The organism is Brevundimonas sp. GW460-12-10-14-LB2 (genome assembly GCF_001636925.1).
Taxonomy (GTDB): Bacteria; Pseudomonadota; Alphaproteobacteria; order Caulobacterales; family Caulobacteraceae; genus Brevundimonas; species Brevundimonas vesicularis.
The window spans coordinates 2,242,649-2,267,767 of sequence record NZ_CP015511.1 but is presented as its reverse complement, the minus strand read 5'-3'; the positions used below and the strand labels follow the sequence as shown (position 1 = coordinate 2,267,767).

The 25,119-nt window shown below is 65.7% G+C and carries 22 protein-coding genes and 1 tRNA gene; 9 read left to right on the top strand and 14 right to left on the bottom strand.

The genetic code is table 11. From position 1 onward, the window contains the following. Positions 1 to 38: 38 nt before the first annotated feature. A complete protein-coding gene (locus tag A4249_RS11255; protein ID WP_066552672.1) occupies positions 39 to 2,150 on the top strand; it encodes a S9 family peptidase in 2,112 nt (703 codons plus the stop codon). Between the two features lie 76 nt (positions 2,151 to 2,226). On the opposite strand, the gene A4249_RS11250 is transcribed toward A4249_RS11255, so the two are convergent. Further along, positions 2,227 to 2,532 carry a hypothetical protein gene (locus A4249_RS11250; protein ID WP_066552669.1) on the bottom strand — a complete coding sequence of 102 codons (306 nt, stop codon included), beginning with the start codon at positions 2,530 to 2,532 and terminating at the stop codon, positions 2,227 to 2,229. A gap of 242 nt (positions 2,533 to 2,774) precedes the next feature. Here A4249_RS11250 and A4249_RS11245 point away from each other — a divergent pair, with 242 nt between their 5' ends. After that, a complete protein-coding gene (locus A4249_RS11245) occupies positions 2,775 to 4,745 on the top strand; it encodes an AsmA family protein (protein WP_231868697.1) in 1,971 nt (656 codons plus the stop codon). A gap of 61 nt (positions 4,746 to 4,806) precedes the next feature. After that, entirely contained in the window at positions 4,807 to 5,658 is an 852-nt protein-coding gene (locus A4249_RS11240) for an alpha/beta hydrolase (protein WP_066552667.1), read from the top strand. A 12-nt stretch (positions 5,659 to 5,670) separates the two neighbouring features. On the opposite strand, the gene A4249_RS11235 is transcribed toward A4249_RS11240, so the two are convergent. From A4249_RS11235 to A4249_RS11185, 11 genes are all read right to left on the bottom strand, one after another. Then, a tRNA-Leu gene (locus A4249_RS11235) sits at positions 5,671 to 5,755 on the bottom strand. A gap of 54 nt (positions 5,756 to 5,809) precedes the next feature. Next, on the bottom strand, positions 5,810 to 6,346 hold the full coding sequence (locus A4249_RS11230) for a CcdC protein domain-containing protein (RefSeq protein ID WP_066552665.1): 537 nt from the start codon (positions 6,344 to 6,346) through the stop codon (positions 5,810 to 5,812). Between the two features lie 63 nt (positions 6,347 to 6,409). After that, complete coding sequence (locus tag A4249_RS11225; RefSeq protein WP_066552664.1) at positions 6,410 to 7,429, bottom strand: fumarylacetoacetate hydrolase family protein; 1,020 nt, start codon at positions 7,427 to 7,429, stop codon at positions 6,410 to 6,412. Positions 7,430 to 7,472: 43 nt separating this feature from the next. Beyond that, a complete protein-coding gene (locus A4249_RS11220; protein WP_066552662.1) occupies positions 7,473 to 7,739 on the bottom strand; it encodes a hypothetical protein in 267 nt (88 codons plus the stop codon). A gap of 56 nt (positions 7,740 to 7,795) precedes the next feature. After that, a complete protein-coding gene (locus tag A4249_RS11215) occupies positions 7,796 to 8,860 on the bottom strand; it encodes an isoaspartyl peptidase/L-asparaginase family protein (RefSeq protein ID WP_066552659.1) in 1,065 nt (354 codons plus the stop codon). A gap of 263 nt (positions 8,861 to 9,123) precedes the next feature. After that, positions 9,124 to 9,321, bottom strand: a complete 198-nt coding sequence (locus tag A4249_RS11210; RefSeq protein WP_066552657.1) for a hypothetical protein — start codon at positions 9,319 to 9,321, stop codon at positions 9,124 to 9,126. A 120-nt stretch (positions 9,322 to 9,441) separates the two neighbouring features. After that, positions 9,442 to 9,627 carry a hypothetical protein gene (locus A4249_RS11205; RefSeq protein WP_066552655.1) on the bottom strand — a complete coding sequence of 62 codons (186 nt, stop codon included), beginning with the start codon at positions 9,625 to 9,627 and terminating at the stop codon, positions 9,442 to 9,444. Continuing rightward, on the bottom strand, positions 9,628 to 10,752 hold the full coding sequence (hppD, locus tag A4249_RS11200) for a 4-hydroxyphenylpyruvate dioxygenase (RefSeq protein WP_156494702.1): 1,125 nt from the start codon (positions 10,750 to 10,752) through the stop codon (positions 9,628 to 9,630). 141 nt (positions 10,753 to 10,893) lie between these two features. Continuing rightward, positions 10,894 to 12,003: a DUF5694 domain-containing protein gene (locus A4249_RS11195; RefSeq protein ID WP_066552653.1), complete on the bottom strand. Its 1,110-nt coding sequence runs from the start codon at positions 12,001 to 12,003 to the stop codon at positions 10,894 to 10,896. Positions 12,004 to 12,118: 115 nt separating this feature from the next. Continuing rightward, a complete protein-coding gene (locus A4249_RS11190) occupies positions 12,119 to 13,711 on the bottom strand; it encodes a hypothetical protein (protein ID WP_066552651.1) in 1,593 nt (530 codons plus the stop codon). Positions 13,712 to 13,793: 82 nt separating this feature from the next. Beyond that, positions 13,794 to 14,438, bottom strand: a complete 645-nt coding sequence (locus tag A4249_RS11185; protein WP_066552649.1) for an exopolysaccharide biosynthesis protein — start codon at positions 14,436 to 14,438, stop codon at positions 13,794 to 13,796. Positions 14,439 to 14,525: 87 nt separating this feature from the next. Between A4249_RS11185 and A4249_RS11180 the strand changes: the two genes are divergently transcribed. Genes A4249_RS11180 through A4249_RS11170 form a run of 3 tightly spaced genes read left to right on the top strand, consistent with a single transcriptional unit; the run spans position 14,526 to position 16,254 of the window. Next, complete coding sequence (locus A4249_RS11180; protein ID WP_066552647.1) at positions 14,526 to 15,101, top strand: YqaA family protein; 576 nt, start codon at positions 14,526 to 14,528, stop codon at positions 15,099 to 15,101. Between the two features lie 39 nt (positions 15,102 to 15,140). After that, on the top strand, positions 15,141 to 15,686 hold the full coding sequence (locus tag A4249_RS11175; RefSeq protein WP_039246047.1) for a disulfide bond formation protein B: 546 nt from the start codon (positions 15,141 to 15,143) through the stop codon (positions 15,684 to 15,686). A gap of 4 nt (positions 15,687 to 15,690) precedes the next feature. Further along, the gene (locus A4249_RS11170) at positions 15,691 to 16,254 is read left to right on the top strand and encodes a demethoxyubiquinone hydroxylase family protein (protein WP_066552642.1); all 564 of its coding nucleotides are present in this window, start codon (positions 15,691 to 15,693) and stop codon (positions 16,252 to 16,254) included. A 160-nt stretch (positions 16,255 to 16,414) separates the two neighbouring features. On the opposite strand, the gene A4249_RS11165 is transcribed toward A4249_RS11170, so the two are convergent. Together A4249_RS11165 and A4249_RS11160 are read right to left on the bottom strand one after the other, a co-directional pair. Then, on the bottom strand, positions 16,415 to 17,617 hold the full coding sequence (locus A4249_RS11165; RefSeq protein WP_066552641.1) for an acetyl-CoA C-acyltransferase: 1,203 nt from the start codon (positions 17,615 to 17,617) through the stop codon (positions 16,415 to 16,417). Positions 17,618 to 17,765: 148 nt separating this feature from the next. Next, entirely contained in the window at positions 17,766 to 18,674 is a 909-nt protein-coding gene (locus A4249_RS11160; RefSeq protein WP_066552639.1) for an SDR family NAD(P)-dependent oxidoreductase, read from the bottom strand. Positions 18,675 to 18,828: 154 nt separating this feature from the next. Here A4249_RS11160 and A4249_RS11155 point away from each other — a divergent pair, with 154 nt between their 5' ends. The 3 genes from A4249_RS11155 (at position 18,829) to A4249_RS11145 (ending at position 25,112) form a co-directional block, all read left to right on the top strand. Further along, on the top strand, positions 18,829 to 19,983 hold the full coding sequence (locus A4249_RS11155; RefSeq protein ID WP_066552637.1) for an OmpA family protein: 1,155 nt from the start codon (positions 18,829 to 18,831) through the stop codon (positions 19,981 to 19,983). 519 nt (positions 19,984 to 20,502) lie between these two features. Then, a complete protein-coding gene (locus tag A4249_RS11150; protein ID WP_082854242.1) occupies positions 20,503 to 21,633 on the top strand; it encodes a capsular biosynthesis protein in 1,131 nt (376 codons plus the stop codon). Positions 21,634 to 21,800: 167 nt separating this feature from the next. After that, positions 21,801 to 25,112 (top strand): TonB-dependent receptor, encoded by a 3,312-nt coding sequence (locus A4249_RS11145; protein ID WP_066552635.1) that lies wholly within the window; start codon positions 21,801 to 21,803, stop codon positions 25,110 to 25,112. Positions 25,113 to 25,119 lie beyond the last annotated feature (7 nt).

Genomic DNA, 25,119 nt, shown 5'->3' with positions numbered 1-25,119 from the left:
ACGCCTCGCGGCCAGAAAGCTTCGCGAGGAAGATCTTGATGCGTCACCGTTCCCTTCTGTCCGCCGCCTGCGCGGCTGTTGCGCTGATGAGCGCCGCGCCTGCCCTGGCCCAGGTGCCGCCCGCGCCGGTTCCGGCCGCGCCCGCGACGCCTGACGCCTTCACCTATCAGGACATGATCTCGGCCAATCGGCTGGGCGATCCGCAGGTGTCGCCGGACGGCCGCTATGTCGTCTATTCGGTCACGACCACCGATGTTCAGGCCAACAGCCGCGCCGGCAGCCTGTGGATCCTAGACCTGAACGCACCGGACACGGCGCCGCGCCGCCTGGCCATCTCGGATCAGGGCGCCAACACCGCGCGCTGGGGCGGGGACGGCAATCTGTATTTCCTGTCGGGCAAGTCGGGCGCGAGCCAGGTCTGGCGCGTGGCCTCGCCGACGTCGGCGCCGGTTCAGGTGACGAACCTGCCCACCGACGTGAACGCCTATCGGATCAGCCCGTCGGGCGACAAGGTGGCGGTGTCGCTTGCCGTTTATCCGAACGTGGCCGACCTGAACGCCTCGGTCCAACAGGGCAAGGCCATCGCCGAGCAGAAGACGACAGGCCAGGTCTATGACCGCATGTTCGTGCGTCACTGGGACACCTGGAACGACCACACCCAGAACCACCTGTTCGTCCAGTCGATCGGCCGCGACGGCAAGGCCACGGGCACGCCGACCTGGATCACCAAGGGCTTTGACGGCGATACGCCCTCCAAGCCCTTCGGCGACGAGAGCGAGTTCGTCTTCACGCCGGCGGGCGACGCCGTGGTCTTCTCTGCGCGTCTCGCCGGTCAGACCGAGCCGTGGAGCACCAACTTCGACCTGTGGAAGACCAACGGGCTGTCGGGCGACGGCACCTTCACCAACCTGACCGACGGCAACGACGCCTGGGACACCGGGCCGGTCTTCTCGCCGGACGGCCGCACCCTGGCCTATCGCGCTATGGCGCGGCCGGGCTTCGAGGCCGATCGCTATCAGATCGTGCTGATGGACGTCGAAACGGGCCAGAAGCGCGAGATCGCCTCGAACTGGGATCGCTCGGCCGACACGCTGCAATGGTCGCGCGATGGCCAGACGCTGTACACGACGGCGGGCGACGTCGGCTCGACCAAGCTGTTTTCGGTGGATACGCGCAACGGCGTGGTGACGCCGATCACGGGCGCGGGCCACGTCTCGGCCTTCCAGCAGACGCCCTCGGGCTTCGTCTTCGCCCAGGACACCCTGCGCGAGCCGGGCGACCTGTATTTCAAGACCTATCTGGGTCGCGAAATGCCGCGCCGCCTGACACAGTCCAACCCCGCCTTCGCCGCCAAGCAATTCGGCGAGTATGAGCAGTTCAGCTTCCCCGGTTGGAACAACGAGACGGTCCACGGCTATGTCATCAAGCCGGCCGGCTATGTCGAGGGCCGCAAATATCCGGTCGCCTTCCTGATCCACGGCGGGCCGCAAGGTTCGTTCGGGGACGGCTGGTCCTATCGCTGGAACCCCGAGACCTATGCGGGCGCGGGCTATGCGGTGGTGATGATCGATTTCCACGGCTCGACCGGCTACGGCCAGGCCTTCACCGATGCGATCAGCCAGCACTGGGGCGACCGCCCGCTGGAAGACCTGCAGAAGGGCTGGGCGGCGGCTCAGGCGAAATACAGCTTCCTGGACGGCGACAACGCCTGTGCGCTGGGCGCGTCCTACGGCGGCTATATGATCAATTGGATCGCCGGCAACTGGTCGAACGAATTCAAGTGCTTGGTCAATCACGACGGCGTCTTCGACACCTTCGGCATGGGCTATTCGACCGAAGAGTTGTGGTTCACCGAATGGGAATACGGCGGCACGCCGTGGGACAAGCCTGAGGGCTATCAGAAGTTCAACCCGGCCAACCACGTCGATAACTGGAAGACGCCGATGCTGGTGGTTCAGGGCGACCGTGACTTCCGCATTCCGACCGCCCAAGGCCTGTCCACCTTCACCGCCCTGCAGCGGCGCGGCATCGACAGCCGTCTGATCGTCTTCCCCAACGAAAACCACTGGGTGCTGAAGCCGGCCAACAGCCTGCAATGGCACAATGAAGTGTTCGGCTGGCTGAACAAATATCTGACGCCGAGGCAGTAAGAGGCGTCCGTCCAGACGAAAAAAAAGGGGCGCGGTCCGACGACCGCGCCCCTTCTTTATGCGCGTTTGGTCGGGATCAGAGCGCGGCGCGCTGGATCGGCGCGCCGGCCAGGCGGTCATACTGATGCGCCGTCATGCAGCGCGGCGCGGCCCAGCGCTGGCCCGACTGATAGGCGGAGACGGCCTGTTGAGCCGTGACGAAGGTGGGCGTTGCGCCATGGTCGCGTTGATAGGCTGTGCGTGAGGCCACGTCGGTGCCGCAAACCTTGACGGTTTGCAGCACGGCTGCGCGCTCGGCGGGGCGCGGACTTTGCGCCAGCACCGGCGTCGTTGCGGCCGCCCACGCTGCAGCGATCAGGGCGGGGGTCAGGAAACGGGTCATCGGCAGTCCTCCACGGCCTGAATTAAGATCAGGACTCTGACGAATTATGCGCCGATCCTGGAGTTTGTAAAGTTTATGCGACAACTTCGCGTCAAATCGACGACAAGCTGACCCCGCGGCGCCAAACCGGGGCTGGTGCGTTTCCTTTGGCTGACGGAGACGAGCGATTGTCGAACCCACGGAATTGGCGCACTTTTCGGGCCGACCTGAACCAGCGGGCGTGGGCTCCGGCCGGGGCGCGTTTGCGCACCTGGCGCGACTGGGTGCGCGACAACGATCCCGTCTATGCGGCGGCTCGACGACCGGGGACGGCGGAAAAATGGGCAGCGGGCGTGGTGCTGGTCGTCGTGGCGGCCATCGTTCTTTTCCTGGCCCTGTTCGATTGGAACATGCTGCGCGGGCCGATCGGCCGCTGGGCCTCGGTCAAATACGATCGCGAAATCGCCCTGACCGGCGATCTGGACGTCAATCTGTTCAGCTGGACGCCGTCCGCCGTGGTGCGGGGGCTTAAGATCGGCGGTCCCGACTGGGCGCGCGATCGCGACACGGCCGACGTCGATGAGGTCCAGGCTTCGGTGCGCCTTCGAAAGCTGCTGGCCGGTCAGGTCGAGATGCCCCTGCTGAGCTTCACCCGGCCCCGGGTCGTGCTGATCTCCACCAAGGACGGCCGCAAGAGCTGGCAGTTGAATCCCAACAAACCTGACAATGGCGAAGGGCTGAACCTGCCGGTCATCCAGCAACTGGTCATCAAGGACGGGCAGCTGACCTTCGAGGAACAGCGGCGCGGACTGACGCTGGAGGCGGCGGTCAATGCGCGTGAGGCGTCCAGCGGCCAGGCCGGTTTCGTGCTGGACGGGCGCGGCGATGTGCGCGGCGCACCCATGACCGTCAGGATCGAGGGCGGTCCCTTCATCAACATCCGGCGCGACCGTCCCTATCGGTTCGAGGCGGATGTGACCGGCGCGGACTCGTCCCTGGTCGCCAAGGGGGCGATCACTCGCCCGTTCGATCTGGGGCGGTTCGATGCGACCATGACGATCCAGGGACGCAACATGTCGGACCTCTATCTGCTGACCGGCGTCGCCCTGCCAAATACGCCGCCCTACCGGCTGTCGGGCGCGCTGAACCGCGATCGACGGATCTGGACCTTCAAGGATTTCGACGGACGTGTCGGCGCGTCCGATCTGTCGGGCGAGGTGAAGGTCCAGTCGGGCCAGCGTCTACGCGTCGACGCCGACCTGACCTCGCGTCGTCTGGACATCGACGACCTGGCCGCCGTCTTGGGCGCGCGGACCCGGACCAATGCGGCGGGCACCGACACCGAGGCGCCGGTCTTGGTCGGCGGCAAGCTGCTGCCGGACGCCAAGCTGCAGACCGAGCGTCTGCAGACCATGGACGGTACCCTGTCCTATCGGGCCGGATCGGTGAAGGCTAACGCCTTCGACGTGCGTCAGGTGAACCTGGGCGCCGACCTGAAGGACGGCATCCTGAAGCTGGATCCGATCAGCTTCGACTTCAATCGCGGCGCACTGAACGGCACGGCGCGGATCGATGCGACCAAGGACACCCCCTACAGCACGGTCGATCTGCGTCTGGCCGGCTATCCACTGGAGTCCATCATCCCGGCGCGCAACGGCTCGGCGCCCGTCACCGGCAGGGCGCTGGGCCGGGCGAAGCTGGACGGGCCAGGCGCCTCGATCCACGATTTCGCCGCCGCGTCGAAAGGCTCGCTCAGTCTGGTGGTGCCGAATGGCAAGATGCGGGCGGCCTTCGCCGAACTGCTGGGCATCAACGCCAGCGCCGGGCTACTGAAGCTGTTGAGCGGAGACAAGTCCGAAAGCCAGATCCGCTGCGCCGTCGCCGATTTCAACGTCAGCGGCGGCACGGCGACCGCCCGCACCTTCGTCATCGACACCGATGTGGTGCTGGCCCAAGGCAAGGGCAGCATCAATCTGGGCGCCGAGACGATGAACCTGCGGATCGAAGGCGAATCCAAGAAGCCGCGGCTGTTGCGCCTTTGGGCGCCGATCACCGTGTCCGGCCCCCTGACCGCGCCCAAGGTCGGGGTCGATGTCGGTTCGGTCGTGTCGCAGGGCGGTCTGGCGGGCCTGCTGGGCGCGGTCGTGGCGCCGGTGACGGCCCTGTTCGCCTTCGTCGATCCCGGCCTGGCCGAGGACGCCGATTGCGGCCGGCTGATCGCCAACGCCCGCTGATAGTTGATGACGACGACCGATCCGGCGATCCGAGCGTATTGTGGGTGATGGAGCCTTTTGCATGACCTGCCGTGGACTGTTCGCGCCTGCCCTTGGGCTTCTCGCCGCCGCCTGCTCGCCGCTGAGCCTGCTGAACACCCTGGGACCGAGGGACGGCGGCGTGCGACGCGTCGCGCGCGATATTCCCTATGGCGACGATCCGCGCCAGCAGATGGATCTCTACGCGCCGACGGCGCCTGGCCCCTATCCGACACTGGTCTTCTTCTATGGCGGCGGCTGGGATTCGGGCTCACGCAGCCAGTATGGCTGGGCGGCGCAAGCCTTGGCGGCGCGCGGATTTGTGGTCGCGCTGCCGGACTACCGCGTCGTGCCCCAGGTCGTCTTCCCGGCTTTCATCGAGGACGCCGCCGCCGCCACGGCCAAGGCGGCCGAGGTGGTCGGTCAATATGGCGGCGATCCCGCGCGGCTTGGCGTGCTGGGCCATTCGGCGGGCGCGCATCTGGCGATGATGATCGCCTTGGACCGACGCTATATGGCCGCCGTCGGCCGGCCCGATCTGATCAAGGCGGCCGCAGGTCTCGCGGGCCCTTACGACTTCCTGCCGTTCGACGTGGCGGCGTCGCAGAACGCCTTCGGTCGCGCGCCGGATCCGACCCTGACCCAGCCCGTCACCTTCGTGCGCGCCGACGCCCCGCCGATCTGGCTGGGCCACGGCACGGCCGACACAGTGGTCCACGACGAGGACACGGTCATTCTGGATGATCGGATGCGCGCGGTGGGCGGGCGCTCGGAAGCCAAGCTTTATCCCGGCCTGGACCACGCCGACCTGATCGCGACCTTCTCGCCCCTGTTCCGCAAGAAGGCGACGGTGCTGGCCGATGTGACGGGGTTCTTCCACCGGCAGCTGGGCTGAACCGACGAAGAGTGGTGCGGGCGGCCGGGGTCGAACCGGCACTCCTTTCGGAACTGGATTTTGAGTCCAGCGCGTCTACCAATTCCACCACGCCCGCAGCGGAAGGACCGCCTCATGCCACAGAGGCGAAGGCCGCGTCCAGCCCGAAGCGTCAGGCCGCGACTTCCACATGGCTGTCCGTGCCGCCGGACTGGATGCGGCGGGCGCGGATGTACATTTCGACGCGCTGCATCACGATCAGGCCCATGGCGAAGACCAGGAAGGCGTCGGTGACGGCCAGGGCGTTCAGATGCCAGGCGGCGGCGTGGCTTTCGATCAGGTCGCGCAGCAGGGACCGGCCGGCGAACAGCACGACCAGCAGGATCAGGCCCAAAGGCGAGGCCTGGGCCATCAGGGAGCCGTCCGGCTCCTTTTCGATGGTGACGGTCTTGCCGCGATACCAGCCGGCGACGCCGCCCAGGATCCCGCCAATGGCCAGAACCGTCCAGGCGTCAGGACCGAACGGTGCATGGGCCATGTTCGGGTTCTGGGCTGTGCCCCACAGGCCCAGGCCGATCAGCGGTAGGACGATGGCCGGCATGACCCACAGCAGTTGCGGCTTCAGCACGCGCTTCCTGCGGTTCTTCAGCAGCACGACCACCAGCATGATCGGGATCATGAGCAGCGGGATCAGTTTTTCAGGCGGCACGTCGTCTCTCCCCAAAGACCGGATGCGGCCTCCCCCGAGGCCGCTGTCAGCACCCTAGCGGCGTCAATCCGCGCTGGATAGCGGCGCGACCGTCTGTTCGATGGCGCCGAAGATCGAATGATGACGCGCGTCCAGCATTTCGATCCGCACCGTGTCGCCGTGTTTCAGGAAGGGCGTCTCGGCCGCGCCGCGCAGGATCGTCTCGACCGTGCGGACCTCGGCGATGCAGGAGTAGCCCAGGCCGCCTTCCGCGACCGGCTTGCCGGGGCCGCCGTCAGCGTCCTTGTTCGACACCGTGCCCGAACCGATGATGGTCCCGGCGCCCAGCGACCGGGTCTTGGCCAGGTGGGCGATCAGGGTTCCGAAGTCGAAGGTCATGTCGACGCCGGCGTCGGCCTTGCCGAAGTCTTGGCCATTCAGTTGAACGTTCAGCGCGCCGTGCAGCTTGCCGTCTTTCCAGCGGTCGCCCAGCGCCTCGGGCGTGACCAGAACCGGCGACAGGGCGCTGGCGGGCTTGGATTGGACGAAGCCGAACCCCTTGGCCAGTTCGGGAGGGATCAGGTTGCGCAGGCTCACGTCGTTGACCAGGCCGACCAGGCGAATGGCGTCGAGCGCCTGTTCGCGCGTCGCGCCCTGAGGCACGTCGCCGACGACGACCACGATCTCGGCCTCCAGGTCGCAGCCCCAGGCCTCGTCGGCCAGCGGGATCGGATCGCGCGGCGACAGGAAGCTGTCGGAGCCGCCCTGGTACATCAGCGGGTCGGTCCAGAAGCTCTCGGGCATGTCGGCGCCGCGCGCCTTACGAACCAGTTCGACGTGGTTCACATAGGCCGAGCCGTCCGCCCATTGATAGGCGCGGGGCAGGGGGGAGGCGGCGTCGCGCTCATGGAAGCGGCCGCGCGGCACGGCCTCATGCTCCAGGCTTTCGGCCAAGGCCTCGAGGCGAGGACCGCAGCGGTCCCAGTCATCCAGCGCCGCCTGCAGCGTCGGGGCGATCAGGAAGGCGTCGGTGAACCAGTTCAGGTCCTGCGAGACGACAACGAGGCGGCCGTCGCGGCCGTGCTTGAGCGAGGCGAGTTTCATGACCAAGGCCTAGACCGGATTTGCGATGTTGGGAACGGCGGAATCAGTCGGCGGTCGTCAGCAGGGCGCGGGCCTCGGCGCCGGTGCGGGCGGCGCGGTCGCGGACCTCGACCTCGACGATGACGCCGCCCTCAGGCTCGACGGCCCACAGGTAGCGACGCTCGACCTCGACCGTGCGGCCGGACGGGGCGAAGCCTTCGTAACTGTCGCCCCAAGGGGTGATCTTCCTGACCTCGACGAAGGGCATGGCGCAGGCGGCGTCCAGCTCCTCGTTGGCCATCACGGTCAGTTCGTCATCGGATGCAGGCATGGGTCTCGGTCTGGGAAAAAGAGAGTCTAATTCGTCTAATTGGTCTGAACGGGCGCTCAGGGTTCGTCGGCGTAGATGGCGACGCGGGCGGGGTCGGTCGAGGAGGCCGCGCCGCGATACATGCCCGAGGTGGACATGGCGAAGGCGGGGCGACCATCCAGGCCCATGACGATGACGCCGCCTTTGCCGCCCAGACGATCGGCGTCGGCGATCTCGGACTGACCAGCGGCCTGCGTCCCGGCGCCTGCCGCCATCCGGGCGCAGATGTCGCGGGCGACGGTGGCGCGGATGAAATATTCGCCGTCGCCGGTGGCGGACACTGCGCAGCCGTCGGCGTTGGAGGCGTAGGTCCCGGCGCCGATGATCGGCACGTCGCCGACCCGTCCCCAGCGTTTGGCGGTCATGCCGCCGGTCGAGGTGGCGGCGGCGAGACGACCCTGGCTGTCCAGCGCCACGGCGCCGACCGTGCCGAACTTCTTCTCGTTCAGGGGCGGGGCGATTTCGGCTTGGGCGCCCGGTAGAGGCGCGCCGACGGGGCGTTCGGGGATCGGCTGTCCAGCTTCGGTCAGGGCCTTGACCAGCCCCTGCCAGCGGCGCTCGGTGAAGAAGAAGGCCGGGTCGACCTGTTCCAGCCCGGCCGAGGCGGCGAAGGCGTCGGCGCCGGGTCCGATCAGCATGACGTGGGGCGACCGTTCCATCACGGCGCGGGCGGCGGCGATGGGGTGGCGGGTGGTGGTCAGGCCGGCGACCGACCCGGCGGTCAGGTCCGATCCGTTCATGACGGCGGCGTCCAGTTCGTTACGGCCGGCCGCGGTGAAGACCGCTCCGCGCCCGGCGTTGAACAGGGGATCGTCCTCCATGACCTGAACGGCGGCCTGGACCGCATCCAGCGCGGTGCCGCCGCTGTTCAGCACGGCCGAACCGGCGTCCAGCGCGCCTTTCAGCGCCGCGCGATAGGCCGCGTCCTGCTCAGGCGTCAGGCTGGCCCGCTCGATCACGCCCGCCCCGCCGTGGATCGCCAGCGACCATTGCGGCGCGGCGTTCTGGGCGTTGGTCTGGGCGTGCGCCGAGGAAAAAGACAGTGCAAAGAGTGCAATCAGTGCCGAACAGGCGATGCGCATCGTGAAACTCCTCCGCGCCGAAAACAGAGTGCAATGGGTGCACTTCAACCCAACGACGCTAGTAGATCGCAGTGTAACGCCGTGTTCGGGCGTGTCAGGTCGATTGGTCGAAGAAAATCGGAAAGATCGGGAGATCAGTGGGTTGGTTGCCGGCGATAGGATGGTTGCAGCTGAGGGACGGAGCTTGCTGTGCCGCAGGGCTGCTTTCGGCCAAACGGATGGGGCGCTAATCAAACAAGCTCGGGCCTCACCGGCCGAGGGACTCAGCGGCGGCTGCGTGACTTTTTCAAGCGGTCCACCAGCATCGCTCCGCTGGACGTCAACAAGCACATTGGCACAATCCACGGCTGATACTGTTCGCCGCTGCTCCCAAAATGGACAAGCAAGGCGACGATGACTGTCGCCAGCGTCGAGAGCGAGAGAGTGGCGTAGGCGACAATTAAAACTGGATCGCGGGTCATTTGAGGCTATCCAAGGTTGCGCCTGAAGTCTGACCAAACTTTCCTGAAGTTGTCCACCCAAAGAGCGCTATCCGCGCGGAGTAAACTCTGTTCCCGCAAAAGACTCATGCCTGGCTCGCCTCACCCCCTGTGGTGCAGCCGCTTCCATATCTGATAGCCGACGATGGGGGCGAAGCCGCAGAGGAGGGCGGCGATCAAGACCATCCAGAAGCCGCCGCCCAGCCAGTATTCGCCGGCCAAGGCCCCGGCGCCGGCCGCCAGGACCGGGCCGAGCCAGGGCAGCCAGGTCGGCGGCCGCATCGTCATTCAGGCGTCGACCTTGATGACGCCGCGACGGATCTGGTCCAGCTCGATGGAGTCGAACAGGGCCTGAAAGTTGCCGTTGCCGAAGCCTTCGTTGCCCTTGCGCTGGATGATCTCGAAGAAGATCGGGCCGAAGGTGTCCTGGGTGAAGATTTGCAGCAGCAGGCCTTCCTCGTCCGAACCGTCGATCAGGATGCGGTTCTTGCGCATCCGCTCCACGTCCTCGCCATGGTTGGGCAGGCGTTTGTCGATCAGTTCGAAATAGGTCTCGATCGTGTCCTGGAAGGCGACGCCGCGTTCCTTCATCGCCTCGACCGTCTCGAAGATGTTCTCGGTCGTCAGGGCGATGTGCTGGATGCCTTCGCCGTTGTAGCGACGGATGAACTCCTCGATCTGGGAGTTTTCGTCCTGGCTTTCGTTCAGCGGGATGCGGATGGCGCGGTCGGGCGCGATCATGGCCTGGGAGAACAGGCCCGTCGCCTTGCCCTTGATGTCGAAATACTTCTGCTCTTCGAAGTTGAAGATCGAGTTGTAGAAGCCCGACCAGGTGCGCATCTGGCCGCGACGAACGTTGTGGGTCAGGTGGTCCAGGATCTCCAGGCCCATCGAGTTCTTGCGCTCGGCCTCTTCCCAGCCCTCGATCTCGTCCCAGGCGTCATAGAGCGAGCCGGCGTCGCCGTACTGGTCGATGACATACAGCAGCGAGCCGCCGATGCCTTGCAGGATGTAGGGGTAGTCGTCGCCCAGCGCGCCGCCGTCCACTCCCTCGGCCGGCTTGGCTCCACGAGCGACTGCGCCTTCATAGGCGACCTTTGCATCGTTGGTGCGGAAGGCCATGCCGTTGGCGGATGGGCCGTGATCGCGGGCGAAGATTTCCGCTTGGCTCCCCGGATAAGCTCGAGGAGAGCGATGGACCAAGAAGCTGATATCGCCCTGTTTCAGGCGCACCACGTCGGTCTTGGGGTTCACGTGCGTCTGGGTGAAGCCCATCAGCTCCAGGCGCGAAATCATCGCCTCGGGCTCGGGGCCGGTGAATTCGACGAACTCGAAACCGTCGACGCCGAGGGGGTTTTCGAGGTCCATCTGTTCCGGCGTAGCCAGATCCTGGGGCTGGGTCATGTCGTTCATGGCGCGTCTCCCGCGTAGCTTTTGAGGCGGGCTTAACCGAAAGGGGCCGCCGATTGGCGCGGAACCTAGTCACAGAAGACGACGGAGCCAAGACGAAGCCACGGGGTCGTGATGACGGGCGAGCGCGCTTGCATCACGCGATCAGCGCAGGACGGGTTCGGGATCGACCAGCCGGACGTCGTGCATCTGATCCAAATAGGCCTCGTAGTAGCCCTTGTGCGAGGCGCCGACGATGGTCAGCATCCGCGTGCCCGGATAGCGGCCCAGAACATCGCGCATATTGGCGACCATGCGCAGATTGCGCGTCTCCCAATAGCCGAGGTAGCGGCGGCCGAAGGCCTGGGGCGACGGCTCGACCAGGGTGGCGCCGAAGTCGGACTGATAGGCCATGGCCGGGACGGTCGGTGCATTGTAGGCGCGGTACATCTCAAGAAGGCCGTCGGGCTGATCGAGGGCGGCGCCCAGTTCCGTATCTTGCGTTCGGCGGGCTTGGCTGGCGGGATTGTTCCAGGCGCCCATGATGGCGTCGGCATAGGCTTTCTTCTCGACGGGATCGGTCGGGTCGGGCGTGTCGGCGGAGTGGTCATCGACGCTCCACAGCCGCTCCAGCCCTAGCCGTGCGGCGAGCGGCGCGGAGATCAGATAGGTCTCGTTGGCCCGGTCCTTGATCCGGTTCAGTACGGCGACGAGGGCGTCGTTCAGGCCGTCGCCCGCAGTGCGGTCCTGGGCGGGCAGGCGAAGCCATTGGACCAAGGCCGATCCCCGCTCGCCGGCCGCCAGGAAGACCGCCGCCAGATGACGCCGCTGGGCCGTCGTGGGCTGATCGGGCCATTCTGCCAGCAGCCGCTCGGCCTCGGCGTTGGCGGCCGGCACGTCCAGGCCGGTCGCCAGGGCGGCGGGGGCGGGATCCCAGCAATAGGTTTCGACCGTCTCGGCATACCGCGACGGATAGCGACGCAGACTGTCGCATTGCAGGCCGGACAGGTCCTCCGTCGCGATGGCGGTCGGCCTCCACGCCGCCAACCGATCCAGCAGCGGCGACAGGCTTTCGACCTTGAAGCCGTCGCCCATGTTCGACAGGTGCGGCGTGCCCAAGACCAGAACCTCGTTCAGCGCGCCGGCGGGCGGTCCCTTCAGTTGATCGGGATGGAAAGGCTGGCGGTAGTCCTGCGCGGCTGCGGGCAGGGCGACGGCCAGCAGCGCGCCGACGGCGACGAACAGGATGCGGGAGGAACGAAGAGGTAAGGCCATGACACGCCGTGAAAGGAATTTGAGAAGGATCGACCGTCGGTCGGTCACGCCACCTTCCACTGGATATCGGCTCGGCGCCCGTTAAATCTTGGACATCTAGGGCGGCGCTTGCCCGTCAAATGCGTCGCGCCATGAGATCCGGCATCGCATCGACAGCCCAGAGATCGGGGGCCCGAAGCGGGGCCCTGCAGACCGCCTCGACCGTCTTGCCGTCCGCCAGTGTGTAACGGATAGGCAGGTTTTCGGCACAACGGGCCTGAACGGCCTGGAAGACGCCCTGACCGTTCGACATCGGGTCCAGATCTTCGATCGCGATGACGACGGGATCGCCGGACAGGGTGCCGCACCGGTCGCCGGAGTCCAGCTTGATCCGGCCGTTGTCGATGGAAAAGCCGCCCTCGCCGCCGCAGTTCTGATCAACCATATGGAACAGAGCGGCCTGACGAAGGTCGCGCGGGCTGGGCCGATTGACCAAGGTGACGCCCAGCGCGGCAAAGCGGGTCTGAACGCCGGCCCAACGGTCCGGCCCCGGACCGTCCAGCAGCACGGCGACAGCGGTGTCGGGCGTCAGGCGGTTGCGGAAGTCCGCCACCCCATAGCCGTCTCCCGCGCGACCGGACTGGAGCATGGCCTTCCAGATGTCGAAGATGTCGGCGCGGCCGTCGGAGGCGCGGCGGCTCTCCAGGTCCGCAATCCACTGCACGACGACGCCGCAGTTGTAGATGGCGTTTCCGGTGCGCAGGCGCTCTTCGGCGTTAGGGCGGTCGCCAAGGGCGGCGCGACAACCATTCAGCCGTCGCGCTAGCGAGGTCTTCAACTGGGCCTCGTCGATCGCTCCTGTGGATAGGGCGGCGATCAATGCGCCGTATTCGGCCCCGCCCTCATGCAGCCAAGGCGCGCTGGCTCCGTCCTTGGTCGTCACGGCATGGCTGTTCCACAGATGCAGGGTCTCGTGCCAGACGAAGGTCGAGAGCTGTTCGGTCACATCGGGCGGGGGTGCGGACCAGTCCGAACCATGAAAGCGCAGGGAGATGACGCCATTGTCGGTCACATCGCCCCGAAATGTCGTCGGGCCGGGGCTGTCGGTAGTGACGATCAGGGTCGGCGCATAGGGCAGATCGCGGCCGAGGCGAGCGCCATAGAATCCCTGGGCCGCCAGAAAGCCTTCGCTCATCGCGGTGCGCAGTGATGCGGGAACGGTTTCCCCGACGACGACCACGCCGCCGTCATCCTGTGTCACGGCCGAGGTCGGTCCGACATAGACATAGCTTTGGATCGCGTTGGATTGGGGCGTGACGGTTTCGCCTGCGGCGGCCCTCACGGTCAGTTCGGCGTCCATGTCCTTCAGCGCCAGCGCGGGTCCATAAAGGCTCTGGCCTGATCCGACCCGCACCAGGCTGATATAGACGCGGTCCACCTCGGCCGCGTCAGGCGCGATGAGAATGTCGAAGGTATCGAACGGCTGGTCGGATTTCACCACGCCGTCCGACATCGACAGGCCCGGCGTTCTGACCGTCCACAGGGTTCGAACGATGTCCTGATCCAAAAACGCGACCTCAGTCGTCGGCTGGGCGAGCTTCCAGGTCACCAGAACGCCGCCCGGCGCGGCGCGCGCCTCGATCGTCGCGGCCTGTTGAGCCGAGGCGGGGGCGGCGGCTGCGAAAGCGAGGCCGAGTGCGGCGACGAGGCCGATCAGATTCGAGGTCAAGTCTTCGGGCTCCCACCACCAAGCGTGAGCATACTGACTAAAACAACTGAGGCGATTTGACGACCAATACCTTGCGGTTGTGTCAGCCCGGCAGCCAGCGCGTGGCCCATTCGGCGCCCATCAGAAGGCCGGTCCCGAGCGCGCCCAGGATGGTCAGCCACACGGCGGTTACGGCGCATCCGGCGAGGACGAACAGGCCGTCGCGTTGGATCAGGCCGACTGACAGCAGGGCCAGGGCGATGGAGGGGATGGTGTTGGTCAGGGGCATGACGATGGTGACGGTCGCCAGGATCATGAAGACGGCGGCCAACTTCTCGCCCGGTCCATCGGCGAAGCGGCGCAGGCGGGGGCGCGACAGCCGGTCGATCCAGCCCAGTTTGGTTTCGGCGAAATCGGCCATGGCCTTCAGCCACGATCCCTTGCACCGCAGGTTCAGGAACCAGCGCGGCAGCCAGGGCTCCTCGCGCCGGACCAGCATCTGGCCGGCCAGCAGGATGACGATCAGCCCGACCACCTGCGGCACGCCGTAAAGGCCCGGCACCAGGCAGGGGATGGAGAGCAGCAGGATCAACAGCCCATAGGCGCGCTCGTCCAGCCGGTCGCGGATTTCGTGCAGGGTCAGGCCGGCGTCGCCGCCGTCGTCGGCCAGCCGCCGCAGCAGCCGGGTGACGTTATGGCTGACGTCGTCCTGCTGGACCGTGGACGGGGAAGAGGCGGAGGTCGTCATGCAGGCGCTCTAGCAGGTGGACGTGACGGCCGAGGATGACGCAACGCCGCAGGGGTGCTAACGCGCCGTGCCGCCTGAAGGATCGCCATGCTGCGCAAACTCTATGACCGCGTCTTCGACCTGGCGCGCAGCCGCCATGCGACCAAGGCCCTGGCGGTCGTCTCCTTCGCCGAGAGTTCGTTCTTTCCGATCCCGCCCGATGTGATGCTGGCGCCGATGATCCTGGCGCGGCCGCAGAAGGCATATTTCTACGCCGCCGTCTGCACCGTGGCGTCGGTGCTGGGCGGGATTCTCGGTTATGCGATCGGCTATTTCCTGACCGATCTGGGCCTGGCGATCATGCGGATGCTGGGCCATTCGGACGGGCTGGAGCAGTTCCGCGCCTGGTTCGATCAGTGGGGCCTGTGGGTCATTCTGATCAAGGGGCTGACACCCATCCCCTACAAGCTGGTGACCATCGCTTCGGGCCTGGCGGCGTTCAGCTTTCCGGTCTTCATGGCCGCGTCGGTCGTGACGCGGGGCGGGCGGTTCTTCCTGGAAGCGTGGATCCTGAAGCGCTGGGGGCCGGCCATGCTGGCGCAGGTGGAAAAGCGGCTGGCGATGTGGTGCGTGATCGGCCTGGTCGCGCTGGTCGCGTTGATCGTCGTCCTGAAGCTTCTGTAAGTCGACGCCGCGTTCGGGGCGGGGTAAGACCGTTTCAAGATGATCGATGTCTATCGCCTTCTGACCCGTTGGTGGACCGCCTTCGCCCTGGCCGCGTCGTTGGCCATGCTGGGCGCGGCCCATGCGTTCGAACGGTTCGGCGGCCTTGCGCCCTGCAACCTGTGTCTGAAGCAGCGCGAGGTCTATTGGGGCGCGGTCGTCGTCGCTGTGCTGGCCACGGGTTGGACCCTGTTCAGCGGCGGACGCCGGGGCACGCCGCGCATCGCCGCCTTCCTGCTGGCGGCCGTGTTCGCCACAGGCGCCATCACGGCCATCTTCCACATGGGCGGCGAATACAAATGGTGGGCGCTGCCTGCGACCTGTTCGTCCGTCGGCGGCTCGGTCGATATGGACAGCCTGACGGCGCTCGCCATGGGCACGGGGCCGGTGACCAAGGTGATCGGCTGCGGCGATGTGGCCTGGAGTTGGCTGGGTCTGTCGATGGCAGGATGGAACGCGATCATCGCCTCGGCGCTTGCGGTGTTCAGCCTGTTGGCGGCGAAACGTCCCAAGGACGCCCGTGCGCCCCGGATCGAAAAGGCCTGATGCGATGAGCCATTCCATTCCTCTCCCTCGTCCTGGCCAAGGCGCAGACAAGGCGCGGATGGAAGAAATCCTGCGCGTCGACCACGCCGGGGAATATGCGGCCGTCCTGATCTATCGCGCCCAGAAGGCGGTGTTCGAGGGGCGCAAGGGGCGTGACGGCATCGCCCGCGACCTCTCGGAGATGCAGGACCAAGAGGCGGTGCATCTGGCGCGCTTCGAACGGCTGCTGAACGAGCGGCAGGTGCGCCCCACGGTCATGACGCCCCTGTGGCGCATCGCCGCCTCGGCCCTGGGCGCCGGCACGGCCCTGATGGGTGAAAAGGCGGCGCACGCCTGCACCGAGGCGGTCGAGAGCGTGATCGAGAAACACTATGCCGACCAGATCGCCGAGATCGGCGACCGCGACCCGGCCCTGGCCGCCGAGCTGAAACAGTTCCGCGACGAGGAGCTGGCCCACCACGACCACGCCATCGAACACGGCAGCCGCGAAGCGCCGGCCTATCGCCTACTGTCCGGTGTGATCAAGGTGGGCTGCAAGGCGGCGATCAAGATCAGCGAGCGGGTCTGACGCGTCTCCTCCCCACCTGTGGGGAGGGGGACCGCGAAGCGGGGAGGGGCTCTTGAAGTCCCACTGTCTCCTGTAGGCGTCGCAGAACCCCTCCGGCGCGGCGCTAAAGGAGCGCCGCGCCACCTCCCCGTCGCTGCGCGCCAGGGAGGGGACGTGAATGTCAGTAAATCTCGAACAGCCCGGCCGCGCCCATGCCGCCGCCGATGCACATGGTGACGACGCCGTATTTGGCTCCGCGACGCTTGCCTTCAATCAGGACATGGCCGGTCATGCGGGCGCCGGACATGCCGTAGGGGTGGCCGATGGAGATGGCGCCGCCCGAGACGTTCAGGCGGTCGTCGGGAATGCCCAGCGTGTCTTGGCAATACAGAACCTGGGCCGCGAAGGCCTCGTTGAGTTCCCAGATGCCGATGTCGTCCATCGTCAGGCCGTGGCGCTTCAGCAGTTTGGGCACGGCATAGACCGGGCCGATGCCCATTTCGTCCGGCTCGCAGCCAGCGACCGCCATGCCGCGATAGGCGCCGAGCGGTTGCAGATTGCGCTTCACCGCCTCACCGGCCTCCATGACGACGCAGGCCGAGGCGCCGTCCGACAGCTGCGAGGCGTTTCCGGCGGTGATGAACTCGCCCGTCTGGATCTCCTCGCCGCCGCCGAACACGGGCTTCAAGGCCTTCAGGCCTTCCAGCGTCGTATCGGGACGGTTGCCGTCGTCCTTGGACAGGGTAATCTCTTTCGATGAGGTCTGGCCGGTGGCCTTGTCCATGACCAGCATCGTGGTGGTCATGGGCACGATCTCGGCGTCGAACCGACCGGCGTCTTGAGCGGCGGCCGTGCGCTGCTGGGATTTCAGCGCATATTCGTCCTGGCGGTCGCGGCTGACGCCGTAGCGGCGCGACACCACCTCGGCCGTCTCCAGCATCGACATATAGATGTGGGGCGACAGCTTCAGCAGCGCCTCATCCTTCATCCGGTACAGGTTCATATTCTGGTTCTGGACCAGGGAGATGCTTTCGAGCCCGCCGCCGACCGCCATCTTCTGCTGATCGAAGACGACCTGTTTCGCCGCCGTGGCGATGCCCATCAGGCCCGACGCGCACTGACGATCCAGGCTCATGCCCGGAACGGAAGAGGGCAGGCCGGCGGCGAGCGCGATCTGGCGCGCGACGTTGGTGCCGGTCGAACCCTGCTGCAGGGCCGCGCCCATGATCACGTCCTCGATCTCGGCCGGATCGACCCCGGCGCGCTGGACCGCGTGCTTGACCGCATGGGCGCCGAGCTGCTGCGCCTGGGTGTCGTTGAAGGCGCCGCGATAGGCGCGCCCGATGGGGGTGCGGGCGGTGGAGACGATGACGGCTTCGCGCATGGATGCTCTCTTCGCTTGGCCTATCGCCCTTCGGGCTGCTTGAGGCCGTTCCTGTTTGGCCTACCGCGCTTTCGCGCTGCTTGAGGCCGGTTTCCTCTGACGCGAAGTTAGGCGCCTCACGTCGCGTCAACGCAAGGCGCCTTGTTGTTCAACCGCCGTGGGCTTTCTGGGCTTTCGTCAGTTCGATCATGCCCTGGGCGGCGCCCATGTCCGGCACGATCTCGCCGCTGCGGTCCGAGATGGCGTCGAAGCGGGCGGCGACCTGTTCGGGCGCATCGTCGCCGGTGACGAAGTCGCCTTGCGTCAGGGTGACATAGGCCCGTTCGAAGCCGCCGGCGCCGGCGGCCAGGATGGCGCGGCTCGGCGCATCCTGGCTGACCAGGTAAAGCAGGCCGGGCGTGACCAGGGCCGGGGCCAGCGCCTCCAGCGGCAGGGCGGCGCCCAGATCCTCGGTCATGCGGGTGTGTGCGGTGGGCGCCAGGCAGTTGACGCGGACATCGTTTTTGGCTCCCTCGATCGACAGGGTCTGCATCAGCCCGACCAGCGCCATCTTGGCCGCGCCATAGTTCGACTGTCCAAAGTTGCCGTACAGGCCGGACGACGAGGTCGTCATCACGATCCGGCCGTAGTTCTGCCCGCGCATGATCTCCCACACCGCCTTGGTGCAGTTGACCGCCCCCATTAGGTGGACGTCGACGACGAAGCGGAAGTCCTCGATGTCCATCTTGGCGAAGGTCTTGTCACGCAGGACGCCGGCGTTGTTCACCAGGATGTCGATCCGGCCCCATTTCGTCATCGCCTGGTCGACCATGGCCTGGACCGCCGCATAATCCGTGACGGAGGCGGCATTGGCGATGGCCTCGCCGCCCGCCGCCTCGATCTCCGCGACGACTGCGTCGGCCGCGCTGGCGGATCCGCCTGAACCGTCGCGCGCTCCGCCCAGATCGTTGACCACCACCTTGGCCCCGCGCGCCGCCAGAGCCAGAGCGTGTTCGCGCCCTAAGCCGCCCCCGGCCCCCGTCACGATCGCCACTTGTCCGTCAAACCGCATCACCATAATCGTTTCCTTTCGCAGGCGCCCAATGTGTTGAAACGGCGCCACAGTCGACACAATCCTAATCCCAGAGCGGAACCGCGCGCCAGCCACGCCGTTCGGCTCGGGAACGCTGTGCCAGTGCGCAGCTTCGCGCAATTCACACAGTGAGGAAGCTATGAAGCTTAAACTTCTCGCCTCTGTCGCCGCAGCCGGGCTGTTCGCAGCTGGCGCCGCATCGGCAGAACCCAATGGCTGGTACGGCGCCATCGACGCCGGCTACCACATGATCGACGATATCAACGCTGAATCGTCCACGACCGGCGCCAACTGGAACTGGGAAGTGAACGACGGCTGGGCGGCGTTCGCTCGCCTCGGCTATCGCTTCAACCCGAACTGGCGCGTTGAACTGGAAGGCGGCTACCGCTCGGGCGATATCGGCAAGGTTCGCGCCGTCACCGGCACGCAAGGCCTGTGCAACCTGACCCCGGCGACGGGCGGCTGCTTCTCGCCCGAAGGCGACATCGAATCCGCCACCCTGATGGCCAACGTCATCTATGACTTCGGCTTCGAATACTGGGGCGTTCGTCCGTTCGTCGGTCTCGGCGCCGGTGTGAACCGCGTCGACACCAACACGATCGGCGCCCTGCGCGCCAACCGTCTGGCCACCTTCGCCGCCGACGACACCTCGACCAAGTTCGCCGCTCAGGCGATCGCGGGTCTGGCCTGGGCCATCGGCGACCGCGCCAACATCGACCTGACCTACCGCTACCTGACGGGCGACGCCAACTTCGCCTCGACGACGGCCGGTACGGGCGTGGGCGCCACGCAGTTCGGCGAATGGGACGGCGACTACGATCAGTCGCACACCGTGACCCTGGGTCTGCGCTACAGCTTCGGTGCGGAAGACGCTCCCCCGCCGCCGCCTCCCCCGCCGCCTCCGCCCCCGCCGCCCCCGCCGCCCCCGCCGCCTCCGCCGCCGGTCGCTCAGACCCCGGTCGCTCGCCAGTTCGTGGTCTACTTCGACTGGGATCGCTCGGACCTGACCGCGGAAGCCCGTTCGGTGGTGACGCAGGCCGCCAACTACGCCAAGTCGGGTCGTCCGACGCGCGTCCTGATCGTCGGCTACACCGACACCTCGGGTTCGGCCGCCTATAACCTGGGCCTGTCCAACCGTCGTTCGCGCACCGTCGCGGACGCCCTGGTCGCCTCGGGCGTCAACGGCGGCGTCATCGCCCTGGATGGCAAGGGCGAGACCAACCTGGCCAAGCCGACCGCCGACGGTGTGCGCGAACCGCTCAACCGCCGCGCGACCATCGACATCAACTTCTAAGACTTTCGGAGCGCCGGTGCGGTTCGTCCGGCCCGGCGCTCTCAAGGTCATGAAGGTCGTCGATATGACAACATCATGCCGCCGTCGCCCTTTGGGCGGCGGCGGTTTTGGTGCCATAAAGCAACGCCAACCGTCCTGCGTTTCAAAATCCCCGGGACTTGAGCGATTTCAATTGATCGCGTCCAAACTGCGGGACACAAGCATGGCGATGATCCGTAATCACAGACATCTTGGTCGCAGCCGGAGCGCAGCAATGCACGCCTCGGTGGCGGATAGAGGATGGGCGTGATGGTGGATTTGCGATCATCCTCCAGACTTCTGTCGGCAAGGCGTCGGCGCAGATATCGGCTTCGTGGCGATGCGGTGCGGCCCGAGGTCCGCCCGAGATTGCAGACGTCGCGGCCTTCGCAGTCGGCGACGATTTCCGCTTTCCCGGGCAAAAGAAAGTTTGGCCCGACCGCCTTGTCGGGGCGTCGCTTCCTGATCGTTTCGGCACCGTTCGGGCGATTCGGTCCGGTGATGGCGTCTGTTCTTGAGGCGCGGGGCGCCCTTGTGAATCGCATGATCTTCAATGCCGGCGACGCGATGAACTGGCGTCGGTCCGGGGGCATTGTGTTCAAGGACACGGCGAAGGCATGGACCGAAGGGGTGATCGATTTCGCCTCGGCGTTCACCGACATCATCCTGTTTGGCGAGGCCGGAGACTACAACCGCGCGGTCCTGGCGGCGTCTGACCGTTTGAATGCGCGCGTCTGGGTTTTGGAGAACGGCTATTTTCGTCCCGACTGGATCACGGTCGAGCGAAACGGCGTCAATGGCTCGAGCGCCCTGCCGCGGTTCAAGGGCGGCTATCCCGAGCCTGCGCCACTGCTACCTGAACCCTTTACGGTCGGAAAAATCCTGCCGCATCACGTCGCCAATATCAGCGCCTACCATACGGTGCAGGTGGCGGGAAAAGCCCTGTTCCCGAACTACACCGCGCCTTACGTTTTCTCGCCGCTGAACCAATGCCTCGGTCATATCCGGCGCTATTTGAGCCTGGCGTTCAGACGGGCTGAAAACTGTGACGCCGACGTCATAAAGGCGAAGGGCGACTTCTTCATCGCGTGCCTGCAGCGCGAGGGCGACGCGCAGCTGCTGCGCTATTCGCGCTATTGCGACAACCGCGCCTTCCTTACGGCGGTGATCGCCAGTTTCGCCTCAAAGGCGCCGCCGAAGACTCGTCTGGTCGTGAAGAACCATCCGCTTGATCCCGGCCTGGTCAATCTGCGCGCCATCACCTTGCGTCTTGCTGAGCAGCATGGCGTCGCCGGCCGTGTCGATTTCATCGATGGCGGCAATCTGGCGGCACTGTGCCGCGCCTCGCAGGGCATGGTGGTCAACAACTCCAGCGCCGCCTTGTCGGCGCTGGGTTTCCACACGCCGGTCAAGGTGCTGGGTGACGCCTTCTTCGATTTCGAGGGGTTGACCGATCAGAAGCCGCTGGATGTCTTCTGGACCGATCCCGAAGCTCCGGACAGCCGGCTTTTCACGCGCTTCCGCGCTCACGTGATCGCCCAAAGCCAGGTGAACGGCAACTATCACGAGCCCCATGCGATCATTCCGACCGCCAACGGGATCGCCGACGTGTTCGAACGCGCGACGGACTAGGGCGCAATCCCTAAGCAGTGTGGCGCCGACACCACCCTCTGTCGCTGTCATATTACCGTTACATAACTGTCGCCCTAGGTTCTGACATCCGCCCTAGAGGGGCTGGATTGCGACATGTCCGGAACATGTCCTCGACCATTTTCGGTCCACCAGCTGGGGATAGCTTAATGACCTTCCGCAAACTGGCGTACGGCGCTTCGGCCGTCGCCATCATGATGTCCGCCTCGACGGCGGTGTATGCCCAAGAAACGACGGGCGGCATCTCGGGCGCTGTCTATGATGCGGCCGGCGCGCCGGTCGCGGGCGCGACCGTGACGGTGACACACGAGCCGTCGGGCACCACTTCGACGACCGTTACGGATCAGAACGGCTCGTTCTCGTCGCGCGGTCTGCGCGTCGGCGGCCCCTACACCGTTCGCAGCACCTCGTCGGCGGGCGATGCGGTCGCCCAGGTCGCGACCATCGGGATCGGTACTCCGGCATCGGTTGAGCTGGTTGTCGCCGGCGCTGCGGACAGCGCCGCCCAAGTGGCTGATGTCGTGGTTACGGGCGTCCGCTCTGGCGGTCTGCGCACCTCGCCGCGCAGCAACCTGAACCTGGCGGACATCGAGACGCTTCCGTCGATCGGTCGCGACATCAAGGACATTGTTCGCACCACCCCGTTCGCCACGGTCGATCCGACCAACAACGACGCCCTGTCGATCGGCGGCCAGAACACGCGTTTCAACGCCATCCTGATCGACGGCGTGCGCCAGAACGACGATTTCGGTCTGAACCAGAACGGCTACCCCACGCTGGGTTCGCCGATCTCGCGTTCGGTCATCCAGGCGGTCAGCGTCGATGTGGCGCCTTACGGCGTTCAATACGGCTCCTTCACCGGCGGCGTGGTCAACTCGGTCACCAAGTCCGGCGGCAACGACTTCCACGGTGAACTCTTCTACGAGAAGACCGACCAGGACCTGCGCGGCGAGACCTTCAGCTACGAAGACTTCGTCACCGGCCAACGTCAGAACCGCTCGGTTGTCGGCGAGTTCGAAGAAAAGACCTGGGGCGCCACGCTCAGCGGTCCGATCATCAAGGACCGCCTGTTCTTCCTGCTGAACTACGAAAAGTTCGAGAGCGCCACGCCCGTTCTGTCCGGCCCGCAAGGCGCTGGCCTGCCCAACGAGGCCCAGGGCATCACCCAGGCTCAGATCGATCAGGTTCGTCAGATCGCCACGACCGTCTATGGCTATGATCCGCTGGACTGGCGTGCGGGCGCGCTGGAAACCTATGACGAGAAGTACTTCGCCAAGCTGGACTGGAACATCAACGATCGCCATCGCGCCGTCGTCTCCTACCAGCAGACCGAAGGCAGCGACCTGCGCCTGAACAATACGACGACCAGCGGCAACAACATCTCGGTCGGTCTGCTGTCCTCGGCCTATGAGATCGTCACGAACCTGAAGGCCTACAAGGCTCAGCTGTTCTCCGACTGGACCGACCGTTTCTCGACCGAGTTCTCCTTCACGCGCAAGGAAGTCGAAAACATCTCGCAGGGCCTGGCCGGCAACGACTTCGCCGCCATGCAGGTCTATCTGGACTCCCCCTACGGCGCCCAGACCGGCGTTCGTCGCTCGATCCGCTTCGGACCGGAGCGCTCGCGCCACGCCAACGCCCTAACGGTCGACACGACGCAATACCGCTTCGTAGGCAAGTATGACGCCGGCTTCGGCCACCGCTTCACGGCGGGCATTGAGCGTGAAGAACAGGATATCTTCAACCTGTTCGTGCAGGTCGCGAACGCTGAATACGAGTTCGACTCGATCGCCAGCTTCCAGGCGCGTCAGGCCGCCTCGATCGGATATTCGAACGCCGCCACGAACAACAAGGCCGATGGCGCCGCCTCGTTCAGCTACGCTCAGAACAGCTTCTACTTCCAAGACGAATGGACGGCGACGCCGAACCTGACGGTCACGGCCGGCCTGCGCTACGACCTCTATACGTCGGATGACAAGCCGCTCCTGAACCCCGGGTTTGTCCAGCGCTTCGGCTTTGGCAACGACAAGAACCTGGACGGCGTCGGCATTCTGCAGCCGCGCTTCGCCTTCAACTGGCGCGCGCCGTGGGATGTGACCGTGTATGGCGGCTTCGGTCGCTTCCAGGGCGGTTCGCCGAACGTCTGGATTTCGAACTCCTATTCGAACCCCGGCAACCTGATCGGCTCGTTCCAGTGCAAGATCAGCTCGACCTATCAGTCGCAGTTCGCTGGCGGTTTCAGTGTCTGTAATGCGGCGCAACAGGCGGCGCTGACGAATGTCGATGGTCTGGCCGTCAAGCCTGTCGCCCAGACTGCCGTGACCGCCAGCGCCAATCAGGGCACCGGCAACATCAATCTGATCGATCCGGCCTTCAAGACGCCTTCGATCTGGAAGACCTCGATCGGGGCGACCAAGGCGTTCGATCTCAGCCGCTTCCGTATGGGCGAGGGCTGGAACCTGACGGCCGAATATGTGCACTCGGAACTGCAGGACGCGATTGGTTGGGTCGATCTGTCGCTGGCGCGCACCCAGAACGGCACGGCTCCTGACGGTCGCCCGGTCTTCGGTCCGAACCCGGTCCGTACCGGTCAGCAGGTCCTGATGATGACCAACTTCGAAGGCGGCAAGACGGATCAGTTCGCTGTCGCTCTGGGCAAAGACTGGTACGACGGTCTGCTGGAAGGTGCGGGCTTCAACCTGTCCTACACCTACCTGGATGTAACCGACCGTTCGCCGGCTACGTCGTCGACCGCCAGCTCCAACTACGGCAACATCGCCCTGTCGGACCCGAACGACCCGGCCCTGACGACCTCGAACTATGAGATCGAGCACGCGCTGAAGCTAAACGTCAGCTATTCGCGCGCCTTCTTCGGCGACTACCGCACCCGCATCAACATGTATGCACAGCGCCGTTCGGGTCTGCCGTTCAGCTACACCTTCGGCACCAGCCCGGCGTCGCTGACTGGCGAGTACATCACCACCCAGCGTCAGCTGCTCTACGTGCCGCAAGTCGACTCCACCGGAAACGTGACGGCGACCAGCGACCCTCTCGTTCGCTTCGGCGCATCGAACGGCGTGCCCTTCGATCTTGCCGCGTTCAACGCCTTCCTGAAGCGTACGGGTCTGATCGACTATGCGGGCTCGATTGCCCCGCGTAACGCCTTCAAGTCGCCCTACGTGACCACCGTCGATATGCACATCGAGCAGGAACTGCCGGCCTTCTTCCCCGGCGGCGCCAAGCTGGTCGGCTATATGGACATCGAAAACCTGGGCAACCTGCTGAACGACGAATGGGGCGTGATCCAACAGATCCCGTTCCCCTATACGTCGAACAACATCACGGCGACGCGCACGGGCAACCAGTTCTATACCTACAACAGCTTCCAGGACCGTACGCCGGCAACCTTCGGCACGAACTCGGTCTGGCAGATCAAGGTCGGCGTCCGCTACTCCTTCTAAGGGTACG